The organism is Lysobacterales bacterium (assembly GCA_016721845.1).
Classification (GTDB): Bacteria; Pseudomonadota; Gammaproteobacteria; order Xanthomonadales; family Ahniellaceae; genus JADKHK01.
This window is the reverse complement of sequence record JADKHK010000013.1, coordinates 1,718,956-1,743,825: the sequence shown is the minus strand read 5'-3', so window position 1 is coordinate 1,743,825 and position 24,870 is coordinate 1,718,956. Positions and strand designations below refer to the sequence as shown.

Annotated in this window: 23 protein-coding genes and 1 pseudogene; 5 read left to right on the top strand and 19 right to left on the bottom strand. The window is 65.9% G+C overall.

Annotation, left to right across the window (positions count from 1 at the left end; all coding sequences use genetic code 11):
- Nucleotides 1–3 precede the first annotated feature (3 nt).
- From tilS to IPP28_15410, 8 genes and pseudogenes are all read right to left on the bottom strand, one after another.
- Nucleotides 4–1,320, bottom strand: a complete 1,317-nt coding sequence (tilS, locus tag IPP28_15445) for a tRNA lysidine(34) synthetase TilS (GenBank protein MBL0042389.1) — start codon at nt 1,318–1,320, stop codon at nt 4–6.
- A gap of 77 nt (nt 1,321–1,397) precedes the next feature.
- The gene (locus IPP28_15440; GenBank protein MBL0042388.1) at nt 1,398–2,474 is read right to left on the bottom strand and encodes a class I SAM-dependent methyltransferase; all 1,077 of its coding nucleotides are present in this window, start codon (nt 2,472–2,474) and stop codon (nt 1,398–1,400) included.
- Nucleotides 2,471–3,238 (bottom strand): DUF1295 domain-containing protein, encoded by a 768-nt coding sequence (locus IPP28_15435; GenBank protein MBL0042387.1) that lies wholly within the window; start codon nt 3,236–3,238, stop codon nt 2,471–2,473. The genes IPP28_15440 and IPP28_15435 overlap by 4 nt, the downstream gene beginning before the upstream one ends.
- Nucleotides 3,239–3,246: 8 nt before the next feature.
- On the bottom strand, nt 3,247–3,777 hold the full coding sequence (locus IPP28_15430; protein ID MBL0042386.1) for a DUF2878 domain-containing protein: 531 nt from the start codon (nt 3,775–3,777) through the stop codon (nt 3,247–3,249).
- Nucleotides 3,774–5,069 carry a class I SAM-dependent methyltransferase gene (locus tag IPP28_15425; GenBank protein ID MBL0042385.1) on the bottom strand — a complete coding sequence of 432 codons (1,296 nt, stop codon included), beginning with the start codon at nt 5,067–5,069 and terminating at the stop codon, nt 3,774–3,776. Before IPP28_15425 ends, IPP28_15430 begins: the two co-directional genes overlap by 4 nt.
- The gene (locus IPP28_15420; GenBank protein MBL0042384.1) at nt 5,066–5,842 is read right to left on the bottom strand and encodes a DUF1365 domain-containing protein; all 777 of its coding nucleotides are present in this window, start codon (nt 5,840–5,842) and stop codon (nt 5,066–5,068) included. Before IPP28_15420 ends, IPP28_15425 begins: the two co-directional genes overlap by 4 nt.
- Nucleotides 5,839–7,082, bottom strand: a pseudogene (locus IPP28_15415) (FAD-dependent oxidoreductase). Before IPP28_15415 ends, IPP28_15420 begins: the two are co-directional and overlap by 4 nt.
- Nucleotides 7,079–8,005, bottom strand: a complete 927-nt coding sequence (locus tag IPP28_15410) for a fatty acid desaturase (protein MBL0042383.1) — start codon at nt 8,003–8,005, stop codon at nt 7,079–7,081. The pseudogene IPP28_15415 and the gene IPP28_15410 overlap by 4 nt, the downstream one beginning before the upstream one ends.
- Before the next feature lie 535 nt (nt 8,006–8,540).
- Here IPP28_15410 and IPP28_15405 point away from each other — a divergent pair.
- Nucleotides 8,541–8,777 carry an MbtH family protein gene (locus IPP28_15405; GenBank protein MBL0042382.1) on the top strand — a complete coding sequence of 79 codons (237 nt, stop codon included), beginning with the start codon at nt 8,541–8,543 and terminating at the stop codon, nt 8,775–8,777.
- Nucleotides 8,778–8,782: 5 nt separating this feature from the next.
- Here the strand turns inward: IPP28_15405 and IPP28_15400 are convergent, their stop codons facing one another.
- Entirely contained in the window at nt 8,783–9,481 is a 699-nt protein-coding gene (locus IPP28_15400; protein ID MBL0042381.1) for an rRNA pseudouridine synthase, read from the bottom strand.
- A 13-nt stretch (nt 9,482–9,494) separates the two neighbouring features.
- A complete protein-coding gene (locus IPP28_15395) occupies nt 9,495–10,529 on the bottom strand; it encodes a class I SAM-dependent methyltransferase (GenBank protein ID MBL0042380.1) in 1,035 nt (344 codons plus the stop codon).
- An 89-nt stretch (nt 10,530–10,618) separates the two neighbouring features.
- On the opposite strand from IPP28_15395, the gene IPP28_15390 reads away from it, so the two are divergent.
- Nucleotides 10,619–11,746, top strand: a complete 1,128-nt coding sequence (locus IPP28_15390; GenBank protein ID MBL0042379.1) for a phytase — start codon at nt 10,619–10,621, stop codon at nt 11,744–11,746.
- A gap of 64 nt (nt 11,747–11,810) precedes the next feature.
- Nucleotides 11,811–12,161 carry a DUF2200 domain-containing protein gene (locus IPP28_15385; protein ID MBL0042378.1) on the top strand — a complete coding sequence of 117 codons (351 nt, stop codon included), beginning with the start codon at nt 11,811–11,813 and terminating at the stop codon, nt 12,159–12,161.
- A gap of 4 nt (nt 12,162–12,165) precedes the next feature.
- Here the strand turns inward: IPP28_15385 and IPP28_15380 are convergent, their stop codons facing one another.
- From IPP28_15380 to IPP28_15370, 3 genes are read right to left on the bottom strand one after another with little or no spacing between them, the layout of a single operon-like run.
- Complete coding sequence (locus IPP28_15380) at nt 12,166–12,573, bottom strand: DoxX family protein (protein MBL0042377.1); 408 nt, start codon at nt 12,571–12,573, stop codon at nt 12,166–12,168.
- A gap of 56 nt (nt 12,574–12,629) precedes the next feature.
- Nucleotides 12,630–13,619, bottom strand: coding sequence for a GNAT family N-acetyltransferase (locus tag IPP28_15375; protein ID MBL0042376.1), 990 nt, complete (start codon nt 13,617–13,619; stop codon nt 12,630–12,632).
- Nucleotides 13,616–16,762, bottom strand: coding sequence for a glycosyl hydrolase (locus tag IPP28_15370; GenBank protein ID MBL0042375.1), 3,147 nt, complete (start codon nt 16,760–16,762; stop codon nt 13,616–13,618). The genes IPP28_15375 and IPP28_15370 overlap by 4 nt, the downstream gene beginning before the upstream one ends.
- A gap of 265 nt (nt 16,763–17,027) precedes the next feature.
- Between IPP28_15370 and IPP28_15365 the strand changes: the two genes are divergently transcribed.
- Together IPP28_15365 and IPP28_15360 are read left to right on the top strand one after the other, a co-directional pair.
- Entirely contained in the window at nt 17,028–17,996 is a 969-nt protein-coding gene (locus tag IPP28_15365; protein MBL0042374.1) for a hypothetical protein, read from the top strand.
- Between the two features lie 67 nt (nt 17,997–18,063).
- Complete coding sequence (locus IPP28_15360) at nt 18,064–18,423, top strand: hypothetical protein (protein ID MBL0042373.1); 360 nt, start codon at nt 18,064–18,066, stop codon at nt 18,421–18,423.
- A 61-nt stretch (nt 18,424–18,484) separates the two neighbouring features.
- Here the strand turns inward: IPP28_15360 and IPP28_15355 are convergent, their stop codons facing one another.
- From IPP28_15355 to IPP28_15330, 6 genes are all read right to left on the bottom strand, one after another.
- Nucleotides 18,485–19,639 carry a PilT/PilU family type 4a pilus ATPase gene (locus IPP28_15355; protein ID MBL0042372.1) on the bottom strand — a complete coding sequence of 385 codons (1,155 nt, stop codon included), beginning with the start codon at nt 19,637–19,639 and terminating at the stop codon, nt 18,485–18,487.
- 16 nt (nt 19,640–19,655) lie between these two features.
- Entirely contained in the window at nt 19,656–20,315 is a 660-nt protein-coding gene (locus IPP28_15350) for a bifunctional 4-hydroxy-2-oxoglutarate aldolase/2-dehydro-3-deoxy-phosphogluconate aldolase (GenBank protein MBL0042371.1), read from the bottom strand.
- A gap of 17 nt (nt 20,316–20,332) precedes the next feature.
- Complete coding sequence (locus IPP28_15345; protein MBL0042370.1) at nt 20,333–22,153, bottom strand: phosphogluconate dehydratase; 1,821 nt, start codon at nt 22,151–22,153, stop codon at nt 20,333–20,335.
- On the bottom strand, nt 22,153–22,851 hold the full coding sequence (gene pgl, locus IPP28_15340) for a 6-phosphogluconolactonase (protein MBL0042369.1): 699 nt from the start codon (nt 22,849–22,851) through the stop codon (nt 22,153–22,155). Before pgl ends, IPP28_15345 begins: the two co-directional genes overlap by 1 nt.
- 11 nt (nt 22,852–22,862) lie before the next feature.
- Complete coding sequence (gene zwf, locus IPP28_15335; GenBank protein ID MBL0042368.1) at nt 22,863–24,326, bottom strand: glucose-6-phosphate dehydrogenase; 1,464 nt, start codon at nt 24,324–24,326, stop codon at nt 22,863–22,865.
- Nucleotides 24,327–24,405: 79 nt separating this feature from the next.
- Nucleotides 24,406–24,864 (bottom strand): OsmC family protein, encoded by a 459-nt coding sequence (locus IPP28_15330; protein ID MBL0042367.1) that lies wholly within the window; start codon nt 24,862–24,864, stop codon nt 24,406–24,408.
- Nucleotides 24,865–24,870: the final 6 nt, after the last annotated feature.

Sequence of the window (24,870 nt, the reverse complement as noted above, 5' to 3'; positions counted from 1 at the left end):
ACCTTAGCCCGAGCGCGCCGGCGTTTCAATTCGCCAGACGCGGCCGGCTTCGCGCAGCCGCGCCGAGAAACCTGCGTCGAGGAACAGGTCGCCGACCGCGATCAAGGTTTCGCCCTGCCACAGGTACGGAAGCGCGTCGCGCCGCCAGGGCGGTACGCCGTACTCCTGCAGCAGCAGGCGGACCGGTCGCCGCGACGCGTTCGCGTGCAGCCGGATCTTCTCGCCGCCGCGTCGGGGCGCGATTCGCAACGGCGCGTCGAACAGTCCGGGCAGGGCCGGCAGCATGCGCGCGTCGGGCAGCACCAATGCTGCATCCGACGACCACGCTTGCTCCAGCAACGGGACCGATGCCATCGGTGCGCCGGCATGCAGGCGGTCGCGATAGCGATACATCACTCCGCCCGGCCAGCGCACTTCCGGCACGCGGTCGGCGCGCGCGTCGCGCATCTGCCGATGCATCTCGCGCAGTGCCGACGGCGGCGGATTCGGCAGACCCAGATCGCGCAGCCAGGCCTTGATCACCGCGAAGGCGCTGCCATCGGCCAGGTCGAGCACGCGCGTGTCGAGCACCGCGGGATCGAGATCGCGATGATGCGCGAGCAGCCTTTGTACCTCGGGCTCGGCAAGCGCGAGCAGATCGGCCGCGCGTTCGGCCGAGGTCGCCAGTGCCGTGACCGCCTGCGGCCAGCGCTGCGCAAGTCTTGGCAGGATCTCGTGGCGCAGGAAATTGCGGTCGAGCGCGATATCGGCATTGCTCGGATCGTCGATCCAGTCGAGTCCGGCTGCCTCGGCTTCGGCACGGATCGCGCTGCGTGCCACGTCGAGCCAGGGGCGTGCCAGCCAGCCACGTGCGAAGCGACGCAGCGGACGCATGCCCGCGAGACCGTCGTAACCGGGCGAACGCAGGGCGCGCAGCAGGAAGGTCTCGGCCTGGTCGTCGCGATGATGCGCGGCCAGCAGCACCTCATCCTCGCCCATCCGTTCCGAAAACGCGGTGTGTCGCGCCGCGCGGGCTGCGGCTTCGAGCCCGAGTTCGGCGATGCGCTCGACCTGGACGCGCACGACATCGACCGGGACGGCCAGCGCGGCGCACCAGTCGCGACAGCACTCGGCCCACCGTGCCGAATCCGGATGCAGACCGTGATCGACGTGGATCGCGCGCAGGTCGAACCCCAGTTCATGACGCAGAGACGCGGCCACGTGCAGCAGCGTGCGCGAATCGAGGCCGCCACTGAGTGCAACGACGAATCGGTGCTGTGGCGATCGGACCACGAAGTCGGTAAAAGCGGCGCGGGCACGGGTCATGTCCCAGTGTGCCATCGCTGTCTGCAGGAGGGCCACTTGTGGCCCGATGGAACGCTTGTCGGGCCACAAGTGGCCCTCCTACAGAATGCCGATCAAGGCTTCGCGAACCGGTAGTGCCCCACCAGCCATTCCGTGCCGTCGCGATAGCCGAACAGTTCCGCGCAGGCCATCCAGAACATGCGCCAGCGCTGGTGCCAGAGCAGGGCGCGGTCGTCGCCATAGGCACCGGCCAGGGTCTTCAGCACGGTGTCGCGGCGCGCGTCCTGGTTCTGCAGCCAGTGGTTGGCGGTCTTCTCGTAATGCGTGCCGGGCACGCGCCACTGTTCCTCGATCTTCAGGTCGCGCTGGAACCACAACAGCGTGTCGGCGCTCGGCATCAGCCCGCCGGTGAAGAAATGGCGGGCCATCCAGTCGTGGTCGCCGTCGCGCTCGAACGGATAGCAGACCTCGCGGTGGCAGAAGATGTGCACGAAGAGCTTGCCGCCCGGACGCAGCCAAGCGGCGATGCGCCCGAGCAGGGTCTCATAGTTGCGCATGTGCTCGAACATCTCGATCGAGACACAGCGATCGAACGCGGCCGCATCGAGTTCGAGGCGATTCACGTCGCGGGTCAGGATGCGCACGTTCGCGAGCCCGCGTTCGCGGGCGCGCGCTTCGATGAACTCGCGCTGGAACGCGGAATTGCTGACGCCGGTGATGCGCGAATTCGGAAATCGCTCGGCCAGGGTCAGCGTCAGGGATCCCCAGCCACAGCCGAGTTCGAGCACGTCCTGTCCGTCACGGAACTCGCCGCGTTCGAGGTACAGATCGAGCATCGCGATTTCGGCCTCGTCCAGCGTTTCGCGGCCGGTCGGGTAATAGCAGCTCGAATACTTCAGGCGCTGCCCGAGCGACGCCACGAAGAACGCGGGCGGCACTTCATAGTGCTGGGTGTTCGCGGCCTCGGTCTCGATCGCGATCGGGCTTTGCCGAAGTTCGTGGACGCGGGCGCGCAGGCGCTCGAACCAGTCGCCGGCGTATTCCTGTCGCAGCCGTTCGGCGCACAGATGGCGCATCGCGAGGCGCAGCAACGGGTCGGGCAGCACGCCGCGTTCTGCAAGCCCGATCCCTGAAAGTACCGGTTCGTGCCCGGTCAGGGCGTGCAGGCGTTCACTGATGGAGGTGCTCATGCGCGGGGTGTCCATGGAATGAATCGGTTCGTGGTCCGTTGATATTCGCGATAGTCATCACCGCGCGAGCGCAGCGACTGCGCTTCGACGAAGGGGATGCCGGTGATCCAGTTCAGCGCGACGAACATCACGATCGGGCCAATCCAGCTCAGCGCGAACAAGGGCGAACCGAAGGCGAGTGCGACATAGGCGAACCAGTGCAGCCACTCGAAGAAATAATTCGGATGACGCGAATATCGCCAGAGCCCGTCGCGACAGGTTTTGCCGCGATTTCCGGGATGGCGACGGAACGCGTCGAGTTGTGCGTCGGCCAGCGATTCACCGCCGAGCGCGACGCACCAGATCGCCACCGCGACCACCAGATGCGGCACGTCCAGCGGCGTCGGATTCTGCGCCGCCGCCAGCATCGGCGTCGCGAACAACACGGTCAGCACGGCCTGGAACATGAAGAAGCCGAAGAACTTGCCTTGATCGCCGCGCCAGTGATTGCGCAGATGTGCATACCGCCCGTCTTCGGGTTCACGCAATACCCGGTGCAGCAGGTGCAATCCAAGCCGGTAGCCCCACAGACCGCCGAGCACGGCGACGGTCAGCCGGGTCGCGACATCACCCTGCGCAAACCAGCCGAAGCCGAGCGCCGCACTGGCGAGCATCAAGGCCCAGGCGACATCGACGTAGCCGGCATTGCGGGTGCGCCACTGCAGCGCCCACACCGCAGTCATCACGATCGCTGCGATCAAGCCCAGCCAGAGCAGCGGCAGCAGCAGCGGATTCATGCCGGAACCGGCTCGCGTGCCACCAGTCGCGAGGCGATCGTCAGCAACAACGGTGTCGCGATTGCCCAGGCAATACCGAGCGCCAGCACCACCTGCATGTCCGGTGCGGTGAACTCGACGGCATTGAAGAGGCGCGCGGCCCCGAGGTAAGCGAGCGGTCCGCCGATCGCACCGAACAGCAGCGACCACAGCACGTGCTGCTTCAGGAAGGCCAGCGAATGATTCAGCGTCAATGCAAAGCCCGCCCACAACACGATGATCCAGACCGGCGCCAACTGCACCCAGGGCAGCGGTGTTGCATAACGCAACCAGCCACCGGCGATCAGGATCGAATCGATGACGAGCCCGAGCAGGATGCCGATGCCGACCGTGGCCGCATCGGCGCGCGGCCAGCGCGAGGTGCGCAGTTGCCAGATCGCGAAGACGGCGAGGGCTGGCAGTCCGGTCCACCAATGACCGGCACCGGCACCGGCCACGGTGGCGAACCAGACGACCTGGAACAACGCGGCGTTCGCGATCAGGTTCATAGCGTGGGGTTCAGGTCGGGCAGATATTGCGCACGCCGTGCGCCGGGTTTGGCGAGCAACATCTGCACATCGCCGATCGCGCGCTCGATGAAGCCCCCCTCGCAATAGGCGAGATACCAGCGCCACATGCGAATGAAGCGATCCGGATAGCCGAGTTCGCGCACTGCGCCGAGCTTTTCCATGAAGCGCTCATGCCAGATGCGCAGCGTGACCGCGTAACTCGGGCCGATGTCTTCGAGCTGGGTGAGCTTGAGGTCGGACACGCGGCCCGAGGCTTCCAGCATCGCCGATACCGACGGAATGAAGCTGCCCGGAAAAATGTAGCGCTTGATGAAATCGACCGATGTCAGCGCCTGCGCGTAGCGATGGTCCTCGATGGTGATGGCCTGGATCAGGGCCAGACCGTCCGCCTTCAGCAGCGAGGAGCACTTGGCAAAATAGGTATCCAGATACTGGTGGCCGATCGCCTCGATCATCTCGATCGATACCAGCTTGTCGTACTGGCCATCGAGGTCGCGATAATCGCTCAGCAGCAGGGTCACGCGGTCGGAGAGACCGGCTTCGGCGACGCGCTGGCTGGCGAGCGCGTGCTGCTCGCGCGAGATCGTGGTGGTGGTGATGCGGCAGCCGTAGTGCTTCGCGGCATGCAGTGCAAAACCACCCCAGCCGGTGCCGATCTCGACGACGTGGTCGCCCGGCTTCAGGTCCAGCTTCTGGCAGATGCGATCGAGCTTGCGGGTCGCCGCGACCTCCAGCGACTCGTGCTCGTGCACGAAGATCGCGGAGGAATACATCAGGTTCCGGTCGAGGAACAGGCGGAACAGGTCATTGCCGAGATCGTAGTGCTCGGCGATGTTCTTGCGACTGCCTGCGCGGGTGTTGCGCCGGAACACGTGCAAGGCCTGCATCAGCCAGCCGCCGATGCGCGCCGACCCGGTTTCCATCGCGTCGAGCAGGCCGCGGTTGCGCACGAAGATGCGCACCAGTGCGGTCAGGTCGTCGCAACGCCAGAGTTCGTCCATGTAGGCCTCGGCCACGCCGACCGAGCCGTTCATCGCGAGGCGTCGATAGAACTCGGCCGACACGACGTGGATCTCGGCCCGCAGCGGCTCGGTTCCGGCTGCAGCCGTGCCGAGCACGAAGGTTTCGCCGTCGTCGTGCAGTTTGAGTTCGCAGTCGCGCAGGCCGGCCAGCGAGGCCAGGAAGCGACGGCGCAGGAACCGCGTGAAGCGACTGTGCGCTTCGGGCGCCGTATCGACGGGGCGTTCGATGACTTCGGAGTTGCTGTTCATGGCGCGACCTTTGATTTTGCCGGGTGATCGTACACAGGGTTGCGTTTGCACCAGATGATGAAGGCCTGCCAGTGGATCGCGGCGACCACGCGCAGCGTCATCAGCGGGTAGCGCCACAGCAGCCGATGCAGGGCGCTGCGAGACATTGCCTCGCGCTCGAGCACGAGGGTCGCGTCGAAGTCCCGAACGGCCTCGCGATTCACGTCCATGTGCACGCGCAGGTGCTCGTCCGGCACCTGGAAGCGCCAGTCGTACTGGCGGTCCATCGGCAGGAAGGGCGACACATGGAAACGCTTGTCGAACCGGTAGTGCAGCGCATGGCCGTGGCGTTCTGCGTCCTGCACCGGCAGCACATAGGCATGCCGTTCCTGCCATGGGGTGTTCGTGATCTCGGCGACGATCACGTCGAGCGTGTGGCCGTCGGCGTCGAAGCAGTAATAGAAACTCACCGGATTGAAGCAGTGGCCGAAGTAGCGGGCCTGGGTCAGCAGCCGGATCGGTCCGGGCGGGCGTCGACCGATCCGCGCCTGCACCGTGTCGCGGACCGCATCGGCCAGGGGCGTCGCCGGATCACCGTGATAGTCGCTGCGACGGAACTCGCCCAGGTTGCGACGGGCCGCGGACCAGCAAGGACTCAGCGCCATGACGGTGTCGACCTCGTCGAGATCGAGATACAGATAAGCGATGTCGTAGGCGAAGGCATGCGGATGCGGGGCATGGCGACGATGGCGCACGCGGCCGCGGTAGATCGCGCTGGCGAACTCGCCAGTCACGGCCAGCGTACGCCCAGCGCGCGTGCGACATTGACGGCGCTGCGCATGCCGTCCTCATGGAAGCCCCAGCCCCAGTAGGCGCCGGCGTACCAGGTGCGTTTCTGGCCGCTGATTTCGTCGCGCCGCGCCTGCGCCGCGACCGAGGCTCGCGTGTAGATCGGATGGTGATAGCGCAGTCGCTTCAGGATCCGTGCCGGGTCGATTCGGTCGCTGCAGTTCAGGGTCACGCAGAAATTTTCGGGGCCTGGATACCCTGCAACTGGCTCATGTCGTAGGTGACGGTGCAGGCCTGGCGCACATCATCGAGCATCAGCGCGTTCCACGCCGCCCAGGCCTTGCGGTGCTTTGGCAGCAGGCTCACGTCGGTATGCAGCACGGTGTCGTTGAACTGGTAGCCGATCGCACCGAGGATCTCGCGTTCGCGATCGCTGGCGTCGGCGAGCAAGGCCAACGCCTGGTCGCTGTGGCAGGCCAGCACGATCTGGTCGAAGCGTTCGCTGCCGCTATCGAGTTGCACGGCGACCCCGTTCTCGTCCCGGCGCACGGCGCGCACGGGCGTGTTCGTGCGTACGGCAAACGCCGCATTCGCGAGCATGGCCCGAACGTAGCTGTTCGATCCGCCGCGCAGCACGCGCCAAGGCTTGCGATCGCGGGTCACCATCATCTGGTGGTTGGCCATGAAGGCCACCAGATACTTGGCCGGGAACTTCAGGATCTGTGCACTCGGCGAGGACCACAGTGCCGAGGCCATCGGCACCAGATGATCATCGCGAAAGGCCTCGCCGTAGCCATTCGCGTCGAGATAGTCGCCGAGGTCCGGGCCTTCACCGGGAAGGTCGAGCAGGGCCGGCGCTTCGCGATAGAACCTCAATATGCCGCGCACCATCGACCAGAATCGTGGCGACAGCAGGTTGCGGCGCTGGATGAAGAGTCGGTCGAGATCGGTGGCGTTGTATTCGAGGCCGCTGCGCTCGTTGCGCACGGCGAAGCTCATCGTGGTGTCCTGGGTCTCGACGCCGAGTTCGCCGAGCATGCGGAAGAAGTTCGGGTAGTGGTCCGGATTGCAGACGATGAAGCCGGTGTCGACCCTGTAGCTGGCGTCGCCCAGCGCGATCTCGTGGGTATGCGTATGGCCGCCGACGTAGTCGTTGGCCTCGAACACGCTGACCTCGTGTTCGCGCGACAGCAACCACGCGGCGCCGAGGCCGCTGATGCCGGAACCGACGACGGCGATCTTCATCGCGCGTACTTCAATTGCGGCGGCACCGATTTCAGGTCCCAGACCAGTCGGCACACGCTCATCAGCTTGAGCACGTAGAAAGTGAGGTCGTATTCCCACCAGAAGAAGCCGTTGCGCGCAGATCCCGGGAAGTGATGGTGGTTGTTGTGCCAGCCTTCGCCGAAGGTGATCAGGGCCAGCAGCCAGTTGTTGCGGCTGTCGTCACGGGTCTTGTAGCGACGCGATCCGAAACGGTGCGCAAACGAATTGATCGTCACCGTGGCGTGGAACAGCACCACGGTCGAGACGAAGAAGCCCCAGATCAGCAGTTGCGCGGCACTGGTCCCCAGTTCGGGGCGATGTTCGCCGAGCCAGCCGCCGAGCAGGAACAGCGCGGTTGCCAGCGCGATCGGCACGAACACGTCGAAGCGGTCGACCAGGCGCAGTTCCGGAAACTTCATCAGGTCGGCGATCACCGCGCGGTCGGTGCGAAAGCCGGCCTTGGTCAGGAACCAGCCCATGTGGCTGACGAAGAACGAGCGCGTGACCGGCGAATGCACATCCAGCTCGGTGTCGGAATGACGATGATGATTGCGATGATGCGCCGCCCACCACAGCGGCCCGCGCTGCACGCTGGCGGCGCCGACGATCGCGAACAGGAATTGCACCGGTCGCGAGGTCTTGAAGGTCTTGTGCGAGAAATAGCGGTGATAGAACCCGGTGATTGCGAACATGCGCACGGCGTACAGCACCACGGCCGTCCAGAACGCGAACCAGGAAATCCCCACGAACCAGACGCCGATCAGCGCCGCCAGGTGCAGGCCGATAAACGGAATCACCCGCACCCAATCGATGCGGTGGGCGTCTGCGCCCGGCTCGGCGTCGGTGTCGGTATCGAACCAGCGCGCGAATGCCTTGGCGGCGTCGACGATCCAGCGGTCCATACGGCGGTGCGGCGTGGTGGGGGTGTCTTGGCTCATGCGGTTTTGTCGGTCCCAACGGCATTGCAGCCGTCTTCACTGATGTGAAGGCTCGCATTTTCACGAACCGATGTCAGCGCGGCGTGAGGGGCTGCGGCCGGTCCGCGCTGCGGAGTAGCATCCGGTCACCCTACGAGGACACGCCATGCGCTTGCCGATTCGCCATTTCCTGCTGTTGTGCGCGTTCTCGCTGGCGTCGCTGAGTGTGCCGATAGCGGCGGCGGCGGTCGACGACGACGACATCGGCTGGGACGAGGACGATGGCGAGGCGGACGACGAGGACTTCGCCGAGGAGGAGACCGGCGAAGACGAAGTCGCGGCAGACGAGACCGGCGAGGAGGCGTCCGACCAGGAAGCGTCCGATGAAATTGAATCGGGCGAAGCCGAATCCGCAGAGGTCGACGCGTCCGGGGATGACGCGGCAGCGTCCGGGGAAAATGCCGACGTGCCCGATCCGGAACCGGCACCGCCGCCGCCAACGGAATCGCCGTCACCCGCGCTGCAGCAGCGTTCCGCGGCCGAACAGGAAGACACCACCCGTTACAAGGTGGTCGTGAACCACGAAGAACAGTATTCGATCTGGCCGGCGGACCGCGAGAACGCGCCGGGCTGGAACGATGCCGGCAAACAGGGCAGCAAGGAAGAATGCCTGGCCTACATCAAGGAGATCTGGACCGACATGCGCCCGCTGTCCTTGCGCAAGAAGATGGAGGAGATGGCGCGGGAAAAGCAGTAGCGCGCTCAGTGCCAGACGCGCGCGAGGTCGGTGGCATCGAGGACCCGCCACTGGCCGGGTTCAAGGCCGTCGAGGGTCAAACCACCGAGCGAGAGGCGTTGCAGGGTGTCGACGTGATTGCCGACGGCGGCGAACATGCGCCGGATCTGGTGGTAGCGGCCTTCGATCAGGGTGATGCGCGCCGCGCGTGCCGACAGCGGTTCGATCACCGCCGGGGCCAGCGGTGTGGTCTCCGATTCCAGCATGAACGTGCCGCTGCCGAACACAGTCGCCTCGTCGCCACGCAGATCGTTCGCGAGCGTTGCCACGTAGACCTTGGGCAGTGCGGACTTCGGCGCAGTGATCCGATGCAGCAACTGGCCATCGTCGGTCATCAGCAGCAGGCCCGAGGTCTCGCGATCCAGCCGTCCGACCGGCGACAGCAGCGGATCGCGCAGGCGAAAACGCGGGGGCAACAGGTCGTAGATGACGCGTCCCGGATCCTTGGTCGAACAGGTGTAGCCGGTGGGCTTGTGCAACATCAGCAGCATCCCCGCCGGCGGGTCGAGCGGCTCGTCGTCGATGCGGATGTCGTCGTGCGCGACCTTGTCGTCCGCATACAGCACCTCGCCCTGCGGATCGGTGATGCGGCCCTCGCGAAACATCATCTGCACTTCGCGACGGCTGCCGTAGCCGAGATTGGCGATCAGTTTGACCAGTTTCATCTTGCGTCCGGATTCAAGGGGAAAGGCGCGCCGTGATGACCTTGAAGCCATCCCGCACGACGATGACGCGCACTTGCGCGAAATGTTCGGACAACGCGGCTTCGTAGGGCAGATGCCGATTCGCGACCAGCCAAAGCTGGCCGCCCGGATTCAAGGCCCGCGCGGCGGCGATGATAAAGGCACGGCCGAGGTCCGGTGCATCGGCGCGCCCCTGGTGGAACGGCGGGTTGCTGACGATCACGTCGTAGCGCGCGGGCAGGCCGGTGCTCACGTCATGCCAGTGGTAGCCAACGGCGAGGGTACGCGGCACGGTGCGCAGGTTCAGTCGCGCGAGCTCGAGTGCACGCGCCTCGGCCTCGTACAGATCGATGCGGTCGAGGCCGGGATTGCGCGTCACCAGTGCGAGCGCGAGATAACCGCCGCCGGCACCCAGATCGGCTGCGCTTCCGGCCAGATCGCCGGGCAAGTGTTCGGCCAGCAGGCGCGATGCCGGATCGATGCCATCGGCACTGAACACGCCGGAGCGCCCGAGCAGGCCGTGACCGATCGGATAGGGTGCATCGAGTCGGGCCCAGGCCTCCAGCACGTTCGCATCGACACGGTCATGCTGCACGTGCAGCCGGAACACCCGGCACTTGTGCTTCGACAGTGCCGTGGCCGGGCCGGCGAGGCGTTCCAGGTCGTCCTGCAAGGCGCGCGCGCCCTGATTGTTCGCGGCCGCCGCGACGACCACGCCATCCTCCGCCGTTCGCGAGATCGCCTGCGCGAACAGTGCCCGCGCCTCGTCGCGACTGCGCGGCGGCAACACCAGCACCCGTGCGAAGCGCTCGTCCGGCCTTGCCGTCTGCGTCATTCCGACGCGTTCAAGGCGCAGCGCTTCCGGCTTGAAGGATTGCTCGCAGACCAGTGCATCGGCCGGGAAGCGGCGCAACACCGCGCCATCGCGCGCGCGCAGGAACAGCACGCGACCCGCAGCCGGCCACGTCAGTTCGCCGCCGGTCAGCGGCAGGAACAGGGTGTCGAGCACGGCGTCGGTCGAAGCGTTCACGAGTTTCGGTGGTGGTCGGATGGGGCGGGCATTCTACGTGCACTGGCGCGCGGCCTCGGATATAACGCGTCCTTTCTCGGAGTCCCTTCATGCCGTTCCGTCGCCCGTTGCTGATTGCCATCGTGCTGTCCCTCTCGGCTTGCGCCTCGATGCGGGACGCCCCGGAGCCGGATCAGTACGGCGACCAGGACCCGATGCTGTCGGAATACGATGTTCCGCATGCGCTGGTGTCCGAGGCCTTCCTCAGTGCATCGACGCCGGACGACAACATCGATTCGCCGGCTTCATGGCGAGCGCCCGATGGCACGACCTGGGTCTTCGCGACCGCGAAGGTGGGTGGCCAGCTGGTGATCTACGACGGCGACACCGGCGCGACCCTGCGTCGTTTCGGCAGCGAAGGTGATGGTCCAGGCCAGTTCCGTCGTCCGAACGGCGTCGCTGTGCATGGCGACCTGCTGTTCGTGGTCGAGCGCGACAACCACCGTGTGCAAGTGTTGTCCTTGCCCGCGTTGACGACGCTGACAAGCTTCGGCCGCGAGCAGCTGACCCAGCCCTATGGCTTGTGGGTGCGCGAACTCGCTCCCGGCGACCTCGAGGTGATCGTCACCGATGCCTACATGGCCGGCAAGCGACCGAACGGCTGGGACATTGCGCCGCCGCTGCCCGAACTCGATCACCGGATGCAGCGTTATCGCGTCACCTTGAGCGCCGGTGGTGCAAGCGCGCGGCACGTGGCCGCATTCGGCGATGTGAGCGCAGCCGGTGCGATCCGCATCCCCGAGTCGATCCAGGGTGACGTCGCGCACGACCGCCTGCTGATTTCCGAAGAGGACACGATGGTCGGCACGGCGGTGCGCGAATACGACCTCGCCGGAAGTTATCGCGGCCGCACGATCGGGCTCGGCACCTTCAAGGCCCAGGCCGAAGGCATCGCCTTGTGGCAGTGCGCGGACGGCAGCGGCTACTGGATCACGACCGACCAGTTTCTCGATCGCAGCGTGTTCCATCTCTACGACCGCGTGACGCTCGAGCACCTGGGGGCGTTCGCAGGGAACACCGTCGCCAATACCGATGGCGTGTGGTTGAACCAGTCGGCCACGACACGCTTCCCGAACGGCGTCTTCTATGCCGTACACGACGACCAGGGCGTCGGCGCCTTCGACTGGCGCGACATCGCCAAGGCCCTGAACTTGCGCGCGGATTGCACCAGCCGCTGATCGTGCAATGGCTCAACCCAGCCTGCCTGTTCGGGTAAATTTGGACGACGTCGGGGAGGTCAACATGCTCAAGCACCGCGTTTTCGCGATCAAGTTCGCGAGTCTGTATCCGATGTACGTCAAGAAGGCGACGAGCAAGGGACGGACGCAGGCCGAGCTGGACGAGGTCATCCGTTGGCTGACGGGTTACAGCGAGCAAGGTCTGCAGCAGCAGATCGCGTCAAGCAACGATCTCGAAACCTTCTATGCGCAATCGCCCGCGTTCCATCCGAACGCGGTGCTGATCAAGGGGCTCGTCTGCGGCGTGCGCGTCGAGGACGTCGAAGATCCGCTGATGCGAAAGATCCGTTACCTCGACAAGCTCGTCGACGAACTCGCCAAGGGCAAGCCGATGGCGAAGATCCTGCGGGCCTGACGCATCAGTCGCGACGCGCGCTCCGTTCCGCGTCCGCCGCCGCGATCACCAGCAGGCACAGGATCAAACAGACGCTGTATTCGCTGCCGCCGGTGCCGTGTTCGCCGACGAACCAGCCCTGTCTTGCATGGATCAGCACGATGCCGCCGGCCGCGATGGACAACAGGCCGAGCGCCATCCAGCGCACCTTGATGCCCAGGATCATCAGGCCGCCGCCGATGATCTCGACCAGCGTGATCGCCCACACCCACAGCAGCGGTTGCGGAAAGCCGAGTGCGCCGAGAAAGTCGGCGAAGCGCGGAATGGTGCCGTTGGCGATGCGCACGACCGCGTGGGCCATGAACAACAAGGCGGTGCCGATGCGCAGCACGGCGAGGCCGTGGTTCAGGCTGAGGAACGGGAAGCGGGGCATCGATCGACTCCGGGGGTGGCGCGAGGTCACCAGACTCGGCGGTGGTCGCGACGCCGTCAACCCGTTGCGGGTCGATGCGCTGCATCCGCAACCGTCAAGTCCAGCGTCATGAACACGCTGTGCGGATCAGGGCGATAGTCCGCGAAGGGCGGGCAAGTGACGAAGCCGAAGTCGGCATAAAGCCGATGCGCCGCCACGAATTCGGGCTGGGATCCGGTCTCCAGGCTCAGCCGCCGGTAACCGCGATGCCTCGCTTCATCGACGATGTGCGCCAGCATTGCGCGCCCCACGCCGCTACGTCGGTTGGCCTGTGTCGTCCGCATCGACTTGATCTCGCCGTGCGTCGCATCGAGTTGCTTGAGCGCGCCACAACCGAGCAGTACGTCGTCCTGCCAGGCACTCCAGAGAGTGACGCGCGAATTGCGCAGGCCGTCGAGGTCGAGTGCATGCACGCTCTCTGGCGGCGAGATGCTGTGCATGCTGCGCAGATGTTCGGTGAGCAGCGCCTGGATCTCCGGCCCATTCAGATCGTCGATGCGGATGTGCAGAGTGGATGGCTTCGCCAGATCGAATGTCGCCAGCGTCTGCCAGACGCCGCCGTCGACCTGTTCGATCAGATGCACGCGGTCGAATCGAAGCGTGACGCTGTTTTGCATCGACGCTGCATTCGCCAGGTCGTTGCCCGGCGCCACCGGATTGCGCGGATGCGCCAGCGTCAGATGTGGCGACGCACGACGGATTTCGTCGCGCCCAAGCACGTGCTGACGCAGCGCGTGGAATCCGGGCTCACCTTCCACGCACGGCATCAGAATGCCGTGGCCGTCGAAGTGCACCGGTGCACCGAAGCGCAACGTGATCGGTGCCGCGACCGCCAGTCGTACGGCCAGCGTGGCTTCATCGATCGCCGCGAGTTCATCCTCGCGGCACAAGGTCACGTGTGCCGGAATCAGCGCGTGCTGCACCGGGTCCAGCACCGCACGCACTGCGTCGATCGTGCTGCGTTGCGGTTCGGGCACATACAGACTGAGCTGGCGGCGGATCGTCACGGAATCAGGATGCGCGCCAGTCCGAGCTTGTTGGCCTCGACTTCGACTGTTGCGAGTTCGTGGTCGCGCAGCGTCTGGATGTCGGCTTCGCGCTGCGCGAGCTCGGCGAGCAGGACGTCGGCACGGTCGAGCATCGATTGCGTCGGGGTGTGGTCGGAATCATCGATCCAGGAATACAGCGGTGCGAGCTGCGAATAGAGTTTCGCGCCGCCACCGCGGCCGCTGAGGATGTCGTAGTTCACGATCGCTTCCGGGTTGTGCAGCGTGCCCTCGATCACGTCGACCCGTGCAGCTGCGGCCTTGATTGCATCGCGCAGCGCGGCGCCGTTCGCCAGCGCTGCGGCATGTTTCGCAAACACGTCGAGTTGTTCGCGCACGGCGCGGACGCGGTCGATCGACAGCGACAGGCGCGTCAGCGCATCGCGGGTGCGGATCGCGAGCGCATGGTTGGCACGCAATTCGTCGGCGCTGGCCGGCGAACGCGGATCGGCGAGGATGTCCAGCGTCGTCGTCGCGACATGGCCATCGGCATTCAATTCCAGCGTGTAGGTGCCCGGCAGGGCCAGCGGCCCGGTTTCCGGATCACCCATGTCGGCCTTGAAGGCGATGCGGCGCGCGCCTTCCTCGCGCAGGTTCCACACCGTCGCGTTGAATCCCTGGTCTGCAGTCACATCGGCTTCCGGCGGACCCGACGGCTCGTCCGGATCATCCTCGGCATACTTGCCCGGCTTCTTCTCGCTGCTCAGCGTGCGCAGTACGCGACCATCGCCGTCCTTGATCGTCAGCGTCAGCGGCTGCTTGGGTACTTCCGCCAGCCAGTAGTGCAGCAAGGCACCCTCGTTGCTCTCTTCAAACGTGCCGTTGCCCAGTTCAGCCCAGGTGCCGTCTTCGCGGAAGCGAATGGTCGGGCGCGTCGCGAACAGGTGTGCGGCCTGCTTGCGCACGCCGTCATCGAACTCGCGCAGCGACGCGATCTGCTCCAGCGTCCAAAGGCCGCGACCACGCGTGCCGATGACCAGATCGCCATGCTTGATCTCCATGTCCATCACCGTCACCGGCGGCAGATTGAGCTTGAGCTCGCTGAAACTGGCGCCGCCGTCGCGCGACATCCAGACGCCGCGTTCGCTGCCGAGATAGACGAAGCGTGCGTCCTCGGGATCGACGCGAACCGAATACAAGGGCAGGTCGGCCGGCAGGCCCTTGCCGAGCTGCTGCCAGGACTTGCCGAAATCACGGGTCACGAACAGATAGGGTTTGGGGTCGTCGAGGCGATAGCGATGCGCAACGAACCAGGCGGTGCCGGCGTCGCTGCGTGACGGTTCGATCCCTTCGATCGTCGCCCACTCCGGCAGTCCCTTGGGCGTGATGTTGGCCCAGTTTGCTCCGTCGTCCTGGCTGACATGCACCAGGCCATCGTCGCTGCCGACCCAGATCACGCCGCGCTGAACGCGCGATTCGGCGATCGAGAAGATCGTGCCGTAGACCTCGACGCCGGTGTTGTCGCCGGTAATCGGTCCACCCGACCACGATTGCTTGGACTCGTCGTCGCGGGTCAGATCCGGGCTGATGGCGGTCCAGGTCTGGCCCTGGTCACGGGTGCGGAACAGGACATTGCCACCGTGATAGAGGCCGCCATCGCGGAAGGGCGATGCGGCCGCGGGTGCGGTCCACTGGAAGCGGTAGGGATGCTGTTTCGGCGGAATGCCGGAGCCGTTGTAATGCGACACCGAAATGTTGCGGTACTGCCCGGTGCCTTCGACGAAGTGCGAGAGATAGCCCATGTATTCGCCGGCATAGATGTGGCCGGGGCGAAACGGGTCGTAGACGAAGTCCGCGGCCTCGCCACCGCCGGCGTAGAACCAGTCGGCCACCGCGTGCGGACCGCGCAGGCTGCGCGACGGGCCGCTCGCGGTACCCCAGTCCTGCATCGTGCCGCCGACGTGATACGGCACGCGGTCGTCGACATCGATGTTGTAGAACTGCGCGATCGGCAGCAGCGGATGCGTCCAGGTCTGGCCACCATCGAGCGACACGTCGATGCCGCCGTCGTTGCCGTCGACCATGCGCCGCGGGTCCTTCGGGTCGATCCACACGTCATGGTGATCGCCATGGTGCGGACCGTCGATCTGGCGTACCGTCTTGCCGCCATCGCGCGACTGCATCAGCGCGACCTGCGGAAACCAGACCACGTCCGCGTTCTGCGGGTCGACCGTCATCGTCATGTAGTACCAGGCGCGCTGGGTCAGCACGTGATGTTCGTTGACGCGCTTCCATTCGCCGCCCGCGTCATCGCTGCGGAACAGCCCGCCCTGCTCGGCCTCGATCAGGGCATAGATGCGGCCCGGCTGACTGGGCGCGAATGCGACGCCGACCTTGCCGACCACGCCTTTCGGAATCACCTCGTGTTCGACCTTCTCGAACGTCGCGCCGCCGTCGCTGGAGCGGTACAGGCCGCTGCCTTCGCCGCCACTTTGCAGCGACCAGGGCGTGCGCCGCATCTGCCACATCCCGGCGTAGACGATGCGCGGGTTGTGCGGATCGATGGCGACATCGGAAGCGCCGGTATCGGCGTTCACCTTCAGTACCTGGGACCAGGTCGCGCCGCCATCCAGCGAGCGATAGACGCCGCGTTGCGGGCCTGGTCCGAACGGCGAGCCGAGTACGGCCGCAAAGACGATGTCCGGATGCTGCGGGTGCACGGCAATCGTGCCGACCTGCCCCTTGAGTTCAAGTACCTGTTCCCAACTCGCGCCCGCATCGGTGGAGCGCCAGAGACCATGGCCGAGCGCGACATTGCCGCGCGGATTGGCTTCGCCGCCGCCGACGTAGATCACGTTCGGGTCGCTCGGCGCGATCGCGATCGATCCCAGCGACTGCGAGGATTCGCCATCGAAGATCGGAGTCCAGTCGATGCCGTTGTTGCTGGACTTCCAGACCCCGCCCTGGGCTGCGGTGGCATAGAAAATTGTGCTGCCGGGCACGCCGGCGACGCGTGAAATGCGGCCACCGACCAGGGGGCCGAGCGAGCGGAAAGCCAGCGCGCCGTAAGGTTTGTCGGCGTCGGGCTTCGCCGCGTCTTTGGCGGTCAGGGGCAGGCAAGCGACGCTTGCCGCCAACACGAGCAGGGAACGGATCAGGCGCATGACAAACTCCGGAGCGATGATCCCCCGACGCTAGCGAGCACTGGGCCTCAGGTCAAAGCGCGGGCACGCCCGTCGTTCCGGATCGGGGCTCGTCACGAACATCTCCGGTAGCTCCGCTCGGGCTGCCCGCCAAGCTGTCATAAGCGACAGGTTCACGGTATCAACTCGTTCTCTCGAGAATCGGCGTTCGATCGATGCCTCCAGGATGGTGGCCATGCAGCTCGACTTGGGCAGACGTGATCAAGTGACGGAGCGGCGCAGATCGTTGTTCCGGCGATCGGAGCCGGTGTCGCCGCCGTTCCTGCTCGGGACGCTCGGACTGAGCGAGGCGGACCGCACTGCACTCAAGTCGCTGCTTCCGGTGATTGAACCGAGACTGCGCGTACCGCTGCAACTGGTCGCGCCTGATCGCGCCCATGTCGTGATCGTGTCGCGATCGTGGCTGCGCGATGCCCGTCACAACGCGGTGCTGTCGGGACGTGGCGTGATCGTATATTGCCAGGAAGGCGAATCGCCGGCGCGTGCCAACGATACCGAGGTGCTGGCGCCGTTACGCGTGACGCCGGTGCTGGAAGCGCTGGTCTTCTGGGTCGAACGCTGCGGCATCGTTCGGGCGCCGCTGCCGGGCGTCGCGACGACGCACGATGAGACCCCGGGGCACACCGGCACGCTGGCACACGCGCTGTTGCGCATTTTTGCCCAGGAAGTGGCCCACGATGCCCACGTCCGCGCCATCGGTTTCGGCGAGTTGTCGGTGCTGACGCAACGCGGCCGCTATCGTTCCGACATCCCCGCAGCGCGGCTGCGCGCGGCGATGCGGTCGCGTCGCTTCGTCATCACAAGCAGTTGCGATGCGGCACGGCGCATGCCAGACACCGCCTTGCGACCGTTGCGCGAATTGCGTTGGGTCGCGGCGCTTGAGGGCGCAAGCCCGGCGCACGCACAGCTGCCGGCGACCTTCCGGATGGCGCGCTGGCCGGACTTCGGCAGCCTCCCGCACGATGTCGAACACCTGAATCTGTCGGCACTGCTGTCTGGACGGGAATTTTCCCTCGAAAAGGCTTGCGTGGTCAGCGCGATGACGCCGGAGCAAGTAGTGCCCTTCCTGATGGCCTGTTGGGATGGCGGCTATCTGGTGGCCGGACGATCGCTCGCGCCTCGGGCACATGTGGCGATACCCGAGCCGGCCCCGACCGGATTGTTCGATCGACTGCGGCGCCGATTCGGTTTTTGAGGCACGACGTCCCGACGGGATACGCGATGTGCATCCCGGTATCATTCGGGCGACTTGGAGTGCAGACATGGCGAATGTGAGTGAGACCTTGATCGCACTGATGGGTATCGATGGCGCCATTGCGGCGGCCATTGTCGACTCCAACAGCGGCTTGATGCTTGGCAAGGCGGGCGGAGGCATTGATCTCGACCTGGCCGGTGCCGGCAATACCGAAGTGCTACGCGCGAAGATGAAGACGATCAAGGCGCTCGGCCTTCAGGACAAGATCGAAGACATCCTGATCACGCTAGGGAAGCAGTACCACATCATTCGACCGATGACCGAAAAGCCTGGCATCTTCGCCTATCTGGTACTCGATCGCGACAGGGGCAATCTGGCGTTGGCGCGACTGAAGACGGCAGACGCTGAAGGCACCCTGGTTCTGTGACCCGATGCAGGGGTCGCCGTGCTTCCTAACCGGCGTGCGACGACAGTCCAGATGCCGCGATTCAGGGGCGCGGTACCAATGGCGACACGTCTTCCAGTGCCATCGTGCCGTCGCTGGTGGCGCCGACGTGATGGGTGGCAAACCCGGGTGCGGGACCCTGGAGGCGGATGCGCAGCGCGAGGTCGGTGTGCGAGTCCGCGTGTTCCAGTGCGTCCTGGTAGCTGATGCGACCACTGGCATAGAGCTGATACAGCGATTCGTCGAAGGTCTGCATGCCGTGCTCGGCCCCATGTTTCATCGCCTCGCGGATCTGTGCGATCTCGCCCTTGGCGATCAGGTCGGCGACATAGGCCGTGTTCAGCAGGATCTCGACCGCCGGCACGCGTTTGCGATTCAGTCCTTTCAGCAGCCGCTGCGAAATCACCGCCTTCAGGTTCAGTGACAGGTCGACGAACAGCTGGTGGTGCGCGCTGTCCGGAAAGAAATTGACGATGCGGTCAAGGGTCTGGTTGGCGTTGTTCGCGTGCAGGGTGGACAGGCACAGATGCCCGGTTTCGGCATACGAAATCGCCGCCTGCATGGTTTCACGATCACGGATCTCGCCGATCATGATCACGTCCGGCGCTTCCCGCATCGCGTTCTTCAGCGCGTTCGCGTAGCTCATCGTGTCGAGCCCGACCTCGCGCTGGTCGACCATCGACTTCTGGTGCTCGTGCACGTATTCGATCGGCTCCTCGACGGTGAGGATGTGCCCGGTCTTGATCGAATTGCGATAGTCGATCATCGACGCCAGCGTCGTCGACTTGCCGGAACCGGTCGATCCGACCACCAGCACGAGGCCGCGCGGAATCATGATCAGGTCGCGCAGGATCGGCGGCAGGTTGAGGTCGTCGATCGAGGGAATCTGGCTGGTGATGTAGCGCAGCGCGAACGCGACATCGCCGCGCTGGCGATAGACGTTGACCCGGTAACGCCCGGTCTTCGGCAGGCCGATGGCGAGATTCATCTCCATCGTCGCCTCGAACTCCTTCTGCTGCTTCTCGGTCATGATCGAGTAGGCGAGATCGCGCACCTGTTCCGCGCCGAGCGTCGCCTGCTTCAGTGGCATCGTCTCGCCGTCGATCTTGATGTTCGGCGGAGCGCCGACGGTGAAGAACAGGTCGGAGGCGTTCTTCTGCGCCATCATCTGCAGGTAAGGCGTCAGGTCGGCGTGCATGGGAATCTCCTTGGCTTCAGCTTGACGCGGCCATGGTCGCCGCAGCCCGCGCGAGATGTTCGATCCGCTCGAAATCGCCGGCCGCCAGCGCGTCGGCCGGAATCATCCACGATCCGCCCACGGTCGGCACGTTCGGCAGCGCGAGGTAGCGCGGCGCGCTCGCCGCATCGATACCGCCGGTCGGGCAGAATTTCACCTGTGCAAATGGGCCCGCGAACGATTTGAGCGTGCCGACGCCACCGCTGGATTCGGCCGGGAAGAATTTGAAGCGACGATGACCGTGCTCGATCCCGCGCATCAATTCGCTGGCGGTGCTGATGGCGGGAATGTGTGGAATCGTCGCGCGCGATGCGGCGAGGTACAGGGCCTCGGTGCAGCCCGGCGAAATCGCGAAGCGCGCGCCGGCGCGGGTGACGGCATCAAGCGCGTCTTCGTCGAGCACCGTGCCGGCGCCGATGATCGCGCCGGGAACCTCGCGCACCATCGCGGTGATGGCGGCGAGCGCGACCGGACTGCGCAAGGTCACCTCAAGTACCGGCAGGCCGCCCGCGACCAGTGCGCGGGCAAGCGGAACGGCATGCGCGAGTTCGCGGATCGCGATGACCGGCAGCACCGGGGCCCGAGCGAGAATGAGGTCGACTGCGCTGCAGCGTTGCTCGATGGTCCATTGGGTCATGCGAACGGCACTCCGCTTCAGGGATCCAAAAACAGGCTGCATGCGCCACGTTCGGCCGAGCCGACATGCGCACGCATCACACCGAACAATTCGCGGCCGACACCGGCACGATTCGCCGCAAGATCGAAGGCGGCCGGAATGCGCGCGGAGAAATCAGCCGCTGCCAGCAACACGTCCATGCGGCCGGCTTCGGCATCGATCCGGATCACGTCGCCATCGCGCAACTTTGCGAGTGCGCCGTCGCAGACCGATTCCGGCGACACGTGGATCGCGGCCAGCACCTTGCCCGAGGCGCCGGACATGCGTCCATCGGTGAGCAGGGCGACGCGCTGGCCGCGGTCCTGCAACACGCCGAGTGTCGGCGTGAGTTTGTGCAACTCGGGCATGCCATTGGCGCGCGGGCCTTGGGCACGCACCACCGCCACGAAGTCACCGGTGAGTTCGCCCGCCTTGAATGCTGCCAGCACCGCATCCTGCGAATCGAACACGCGCGCCGGTGCTTCGATCAGGCGATGTTCGGGTTTCACCGCAGACAGCTTCACGCAGGCGCGACCGAGATTGCCCTGGAGCCGACGCAGCCCGCCTTCGGCATCGAAGGGATCGGTGACGCCCCGCAGGATCGACGCATCGAGCGACGCCTTCGGCGGATCGCGCCAGCGCAGTCGCCGCTCGACGAGATGCGGTTCGCGCGCCTGCTCGCGCAACGAACCGCCGTGCACGCAGCGGATGTCCTCGTGCATCAGCCCAGCGTCCAGCAGCTCGCAGATCACGAGCCCCAGGCCGCCGGCGGCGTGGAAATGGTTCACGTCGCCTTGTCCGTTCGGGTAGATGCGCGCCAGCAGCGGCGTGGCACGACTGAGTTCATCGAGGTCGTCCCAATCGATGATGAGGCCGGCGGCGCGTGCGATCGCGACCAGATGAATCGCGTGGTTGGTCGATCCGCCAGTCGCGGCGAGGCCGACCATCGCGTTGACGATGGCGCGCTCGTCAATCGTGTGTCCGATTGGCGTGTAGTGGTCGCCCAATGCAGTGATCGCGCAGACGCGCTCGGCCGCGGCGACGGTGAGTGCGTCGCGCAAGCCCGTGCCCGGATTCACGAAGGCGCTGCCCGGCATGTGCAGGCCCATCACTTCGACCAGCATCTGGTTCGAATTCGCGGTGCCGTAGAAGGTGCAGGTGCCGGCGCTGTGGTACGACGCGGCCTCGGCGTCGAGCAGTTGTTCGCGCGTCGCCTTGCCTTCGGCGTAGGCCTGGCGCACCCGCGCCTTCTCGGCATTCGGCAGGCCGGAGGGCATCGGGCCGGCGGGCACCAGGATCATCGGCAGATGCCCGAACGAGAGCGCGCCGATCAGCAGTCCGGGGACGATCTTGTCGCAGACACCGAGCAGCAGGGCGCCGTCGAACATCTCGTGCGACAACGCGATCGCCGTGGCCTGCGCGATCACGTCGCGAGAGAAAAGCGAAAGTTCCATGCCGCTGCGGCCCTGGGTGACACCGTCGCACATCGCCGGTACGCCGCCCGCGACTTGCGCGCTGGCGCCGACGCCGCGCGCCGCCATCCTGATCAGTTCCGGATAATGTTTCAGCGGCTCGTGGGCGCTGAGCATGTCGTTGTAGGCGGTGACGATGCCGATGTTCGGGTTGCGTGTGCCACGCAGCGAAGGCTTGTCGACGCCGGAGGCCGCGAAGCCGTGCGCGAGATTGCCGCAGCCCAGTCGGGCGCGCGCACTGCCCTTCTCGTGTGCCGAATCAATCCGCGCGAGATAGGCGGCACGCAGCGCCCGGCTGCGCTCGATGATGCGCGCGGTGACGCGTTCGGTGACTGGATGCAGGTTCATCACGGGCTCCAGTGGATTTCGGCCGCAGGATGGGTGGCAGCGACCAGGGCTGCAACGGGCAAGGTGGCGTCCCCGCTGCGGGCGCGCTCCAGCACGCGACGCTTGTCGTCACCGCTGATCACCAGCAGCAGTCGGCGCGAGCGGAGGATGCGGGACAGGGTCAGGCTGATGCGCGGATGCGGGCCGGCGTCCGGCATCGGGTCAGGGATGATCGCGACCGCGGCGTTGCCGTTCGCGGGATCGAGTGCGTCCGACAAGTTCGGTGCACCCGGAAACAGCGAGGCGACATGACCGTCCGCGCCCATGCCGAGCATGCAGGCATCGAAGGGCTGTGCGTGCGCCGCGAGCATCGCATTCGCGAAACTCGCATCGACGCCAGCGGACGGTTGCGCCGGGACCAGCGCCAGCCACCGGATGCCAGCGGCGGTCGCGAAGGCGTCCCGCATCTGGCGCAGATTGCAGTCCGCATGGTCGGCGGCGACCCAGCGTTCGTCGCTCGGCAGGATTGCGACCCTCGACCAGTCGCACGACCGTGAAGCCAATCGTCGGAACACCGGCGGCGAGGTCCGTCCGCCGGCGAGCGCGAGCAGGGCGGTGCCGCGTCCATGCACGGCGTCGTCGAGTGCTTGGCCGAGGCGCGCCGCACAGTTCGCGGCGAGCGCATCGGCGTCGACGTGTTCGTGAATCGTCCAGTTCATCGCCGCGCTGCTCATTCGCGCCAGCTGTGGCCGTGGCGCTCGGTCAACGCGACCGCACTGCTCGGTCCCCAGGTGCCGGCGGGATAGAACTTCGGCTGCACCCCCTGCGCGCGCCAGCCATCGAGGATGCCGTCGATCCAGAGCCACGCCGCTTCGGTCTCGTCACGGCGCACGAACAGGGTGCCATTGCCCTCGATCGCATCGAGATACAGGCGTTCGTAGGCGAGACGGCGGCGCGACTGCGCAAACGCATCGTGCACGTCGAGATCGAGCGTGACCTGCGCCAGCTTGAGTCCGGAACGGTCCAGCCCAGGAGTCTTGTGCATCAGCATCAGCTCGATCTGTTCCTCGGGCTGCAGCTTGATGACCAGCGCGTTCGGCTCGGCATGCGCGCCGGTGCCCTTGAAGATCGAGTGCGGCACGGCGCGGAACTGCAGGTAGATCTCGGTGCAACGACGCGGCATGCGCTTGCCGGTGCGGAGGTAGAACGGCACGCCGGACCAGCGCCAGTTGTCGATGTGCGCGCGCAACGCGATGTAGGTCTCGGTCGGGCTGGCGCGTCCGAGTTCGTCGCGATAGCCGGGAACGGCGGTTGCGTCGATGGCGCCGGCCGCATATTGACCCGCGACGCTGTGCGTGGCGACTTCGTTCGCGCCGATCGGGCGCAGGGAGCGCAGGACCTTGAGTTTCTCGTTGCGCACCGCGCTCGGGTCGAAATGCGAGGGCGGCTCCATGGCCGTCAGGCACAACAGCTGCAACAGGTGGTTCTGCAGCATGTCGCGGCTGGCGCCGCTGTGGTCGTAGTAGTCGCCGCGACCTTCGATGCCGATGGTCTCGGCGACGGTGATCTGCACCTGCTCGATGTGGCGCGCGTTCCACAATGGTTCGAACAGCGCGTTGCCGAAACGCAGTGCCAGCAGGTTTTGCACGCCTTCCTTGCCGAGATAATGGTCGACGCGGAACACCCGTGTCTCGTCGAACACGCGCGTCACGCCGTCATTGATCGCGATCGCGCTGCCGAGGTCGTGGCCGATCGGCTTTTCCAGCATCACGCGCGTCCCCGGCCCGGCGAGGCCGGCAGCGCCGAGCAGGTGGCAGATCGGTGCGTAGAAGCGTGGCGCGGTCGAGAGGTGGTAGACGACATCGCCGCGGGTCATCGCGCAAACACGATCGGTCAACGCCTTCGCTGCAGCGGCATCGTCGATGGCGGCGGCCTGGTAGTGCACGATCTCCAGAAACCGCTGGATCGATGCGGTATCGCGATCGGTTGCGGCCACGCGCTTGGCCAGCGCCTCGGCGACGCTGGCACGGAAGCCGGCATCATCAAGCTCGCTGCGTGCGGTGCCGAGAATGCGGACATCGTCCGGCAGCAAGCCGTCACGATACAGGCTGTACATCGAAGGCAGCAGCATGCGCTGCGCCAGATCGCCGGTCGCGCCGAAGATCACCAACAGGGAAGCAGGTCGTGCGCTCATGCCGCTCGTTCATCGCCGGAAGGCCACGAGCGTAGCGCGCCGCCACGAGACGGCAAGACTTGCCGACGATTGCTGCGCTTCACGCCAAGGGGCGGGCGTCGATGCGCACGTCGGTCTTCAGCGATTGCCCGACAAAGCATGCGCGATGCGCGCGCTCGTGCAGCTTCACGTATTCCTCGGCATCCGGTCGCTTCTCGCCGGCGAAGCGCACCGACGGGCGCAGGGTCGCCGACACCACCGCAGTCACGCCCTCGGCATTCTTGCCCAGCTCGCATTCGGCGTCGTCGAGGTACTCGTCGACCACATAGCCGCGGTTCGCGGCAACCGCCAGAAAGGTCAGCAGATGGCAGGACGACAGTGCCGACAACAGCATCTGCTCGGGGTCGGCCAGCGCCGCATTGCCGCCATAGCCCGCCGCCGACGACACCCCGAGCATCTGTCCGCCGAGGTAACGCACCTGGTGGTCCTTCGGATAATTGCCGCGCTCGAACATCGCCGCGTTGCGCTGCCAGTTCAGGGTGATGCGATGGTCACTCACGGCGTG

Excerpts from the sequence above, each read along its gene's own strand:
- tilS (MBL0042389.1), bottom strand. The coding sequence starts at position 1,320 with ATGGCACACTGGGACATGACCCGTGCCCGCGCCGCTTTTACCGACTTC.
- IPP28_15440 (MBL0042388.1), bottom strand. The coding sequence starts at position 2,474 with ATGAGCACCTCCATCAGTGAACGCCTGCACGCCCTGACCGGGCACGAA.
- IPP28_15430 (MBL0042386.1), bottom strand. The coding sequence starts at position 3,777 with ATGAACCTGATCGCGAACGCCGCGTTGTTCCAGGTCGTCTGGTTCGCC.
- IPP28_15425 (MBL0042385.1), bottom strand. The coding sequence starts at position 5,069 with ATGAACAGCAACTCCGAAGTCATCGAACGCCCCGTCGATACGGCGCCC.
- IPP28_15410 (MBL0042383.1), bottom strand. The coding sequence starts at position 8,005 with ATGGACCGCTGGATCGTCGACGCCGCCAAGGCATTCGCGCGCTGGTTC.
- IPP28_15400 (MBL0042381.1), bottom strand. The coding sequence starts at position 9,481 with ATGAAACTGGTCAAACTGATCGCCAATCTCGGCTACGGCAGCCGTCGC.
- IPP28_15390 (MBL0042379.1), top strand. The coding sequence starts at position 10,619 with ATGCCGTTCCGTCGCCCGTTGCTGATTGCCATCGTGCTGTCCCTCTCG.
- IPP28_15385 (MBL0042378.1), top strand. The coding sequence starts at position 11,811 with ATGCTCAAGCACCGCGTTTTCGCGATCAAGTTCGCGAGTCTGTATCCG.
- IPP28_15380 (MBL0042377.1), bottom strand. The coding sequence starts at position 12,573 with ATGCCCCGCTTCCCGTTCCTCAGCCTGAACCACGGCCTCGCCGTGCTG.
- IPP28_15370 (MBL0042375.1), bottom strand. The coding sequence starts at position 16,762 with ATGCGCCTGATCCGTTCCCTGCTCGTGTTGGCGGCAAGCGTCGCTTGC.
- IPP28_15360 (MBL0042373.1), top strand. The coding sequence starts at position 18,064 with ATGGCGAATGTGAGTGAGACCTTGATCGCACTGATGGGTATCGATGGC.
- IPP28_15355 (MBL0042372.1), bottom strand. The coding sequence starts at position 19,639 with ATGCACGCCGACCTGACGCCTTACCTGCAGATGATGGCGCAGAAGAAC.
- IPP28_15350 (MBL0042371.1), bottom strand. The coding sequence starts at position 20,315 with ATGACCCAATGGACCATCGAGCAACGCTGCAGCGCAGTCGACCTCATT.
- IPP28_15345 (MBL0042370.1), bottom strand. The coding sequence starts at position 22,153 with ATGAACCTGCATCCAGTCACCGAACGCGTCACCGCGCGCATCATCGAG.
- pgl (MBL0042369.1), bottom strand. The coding sequence starts at position 22,851 with ATGAACTGGACGATTCACGAACACGTCGACGCCGATGCGCTCGCCGCG.
- zwf (MBL0042368.1), bottom strand. The coding sequence starts at position 24,326 with ATGAGCGCACGACCTGCTTCCCTGTTGGTGATCTTCGGCGCGACCGGC.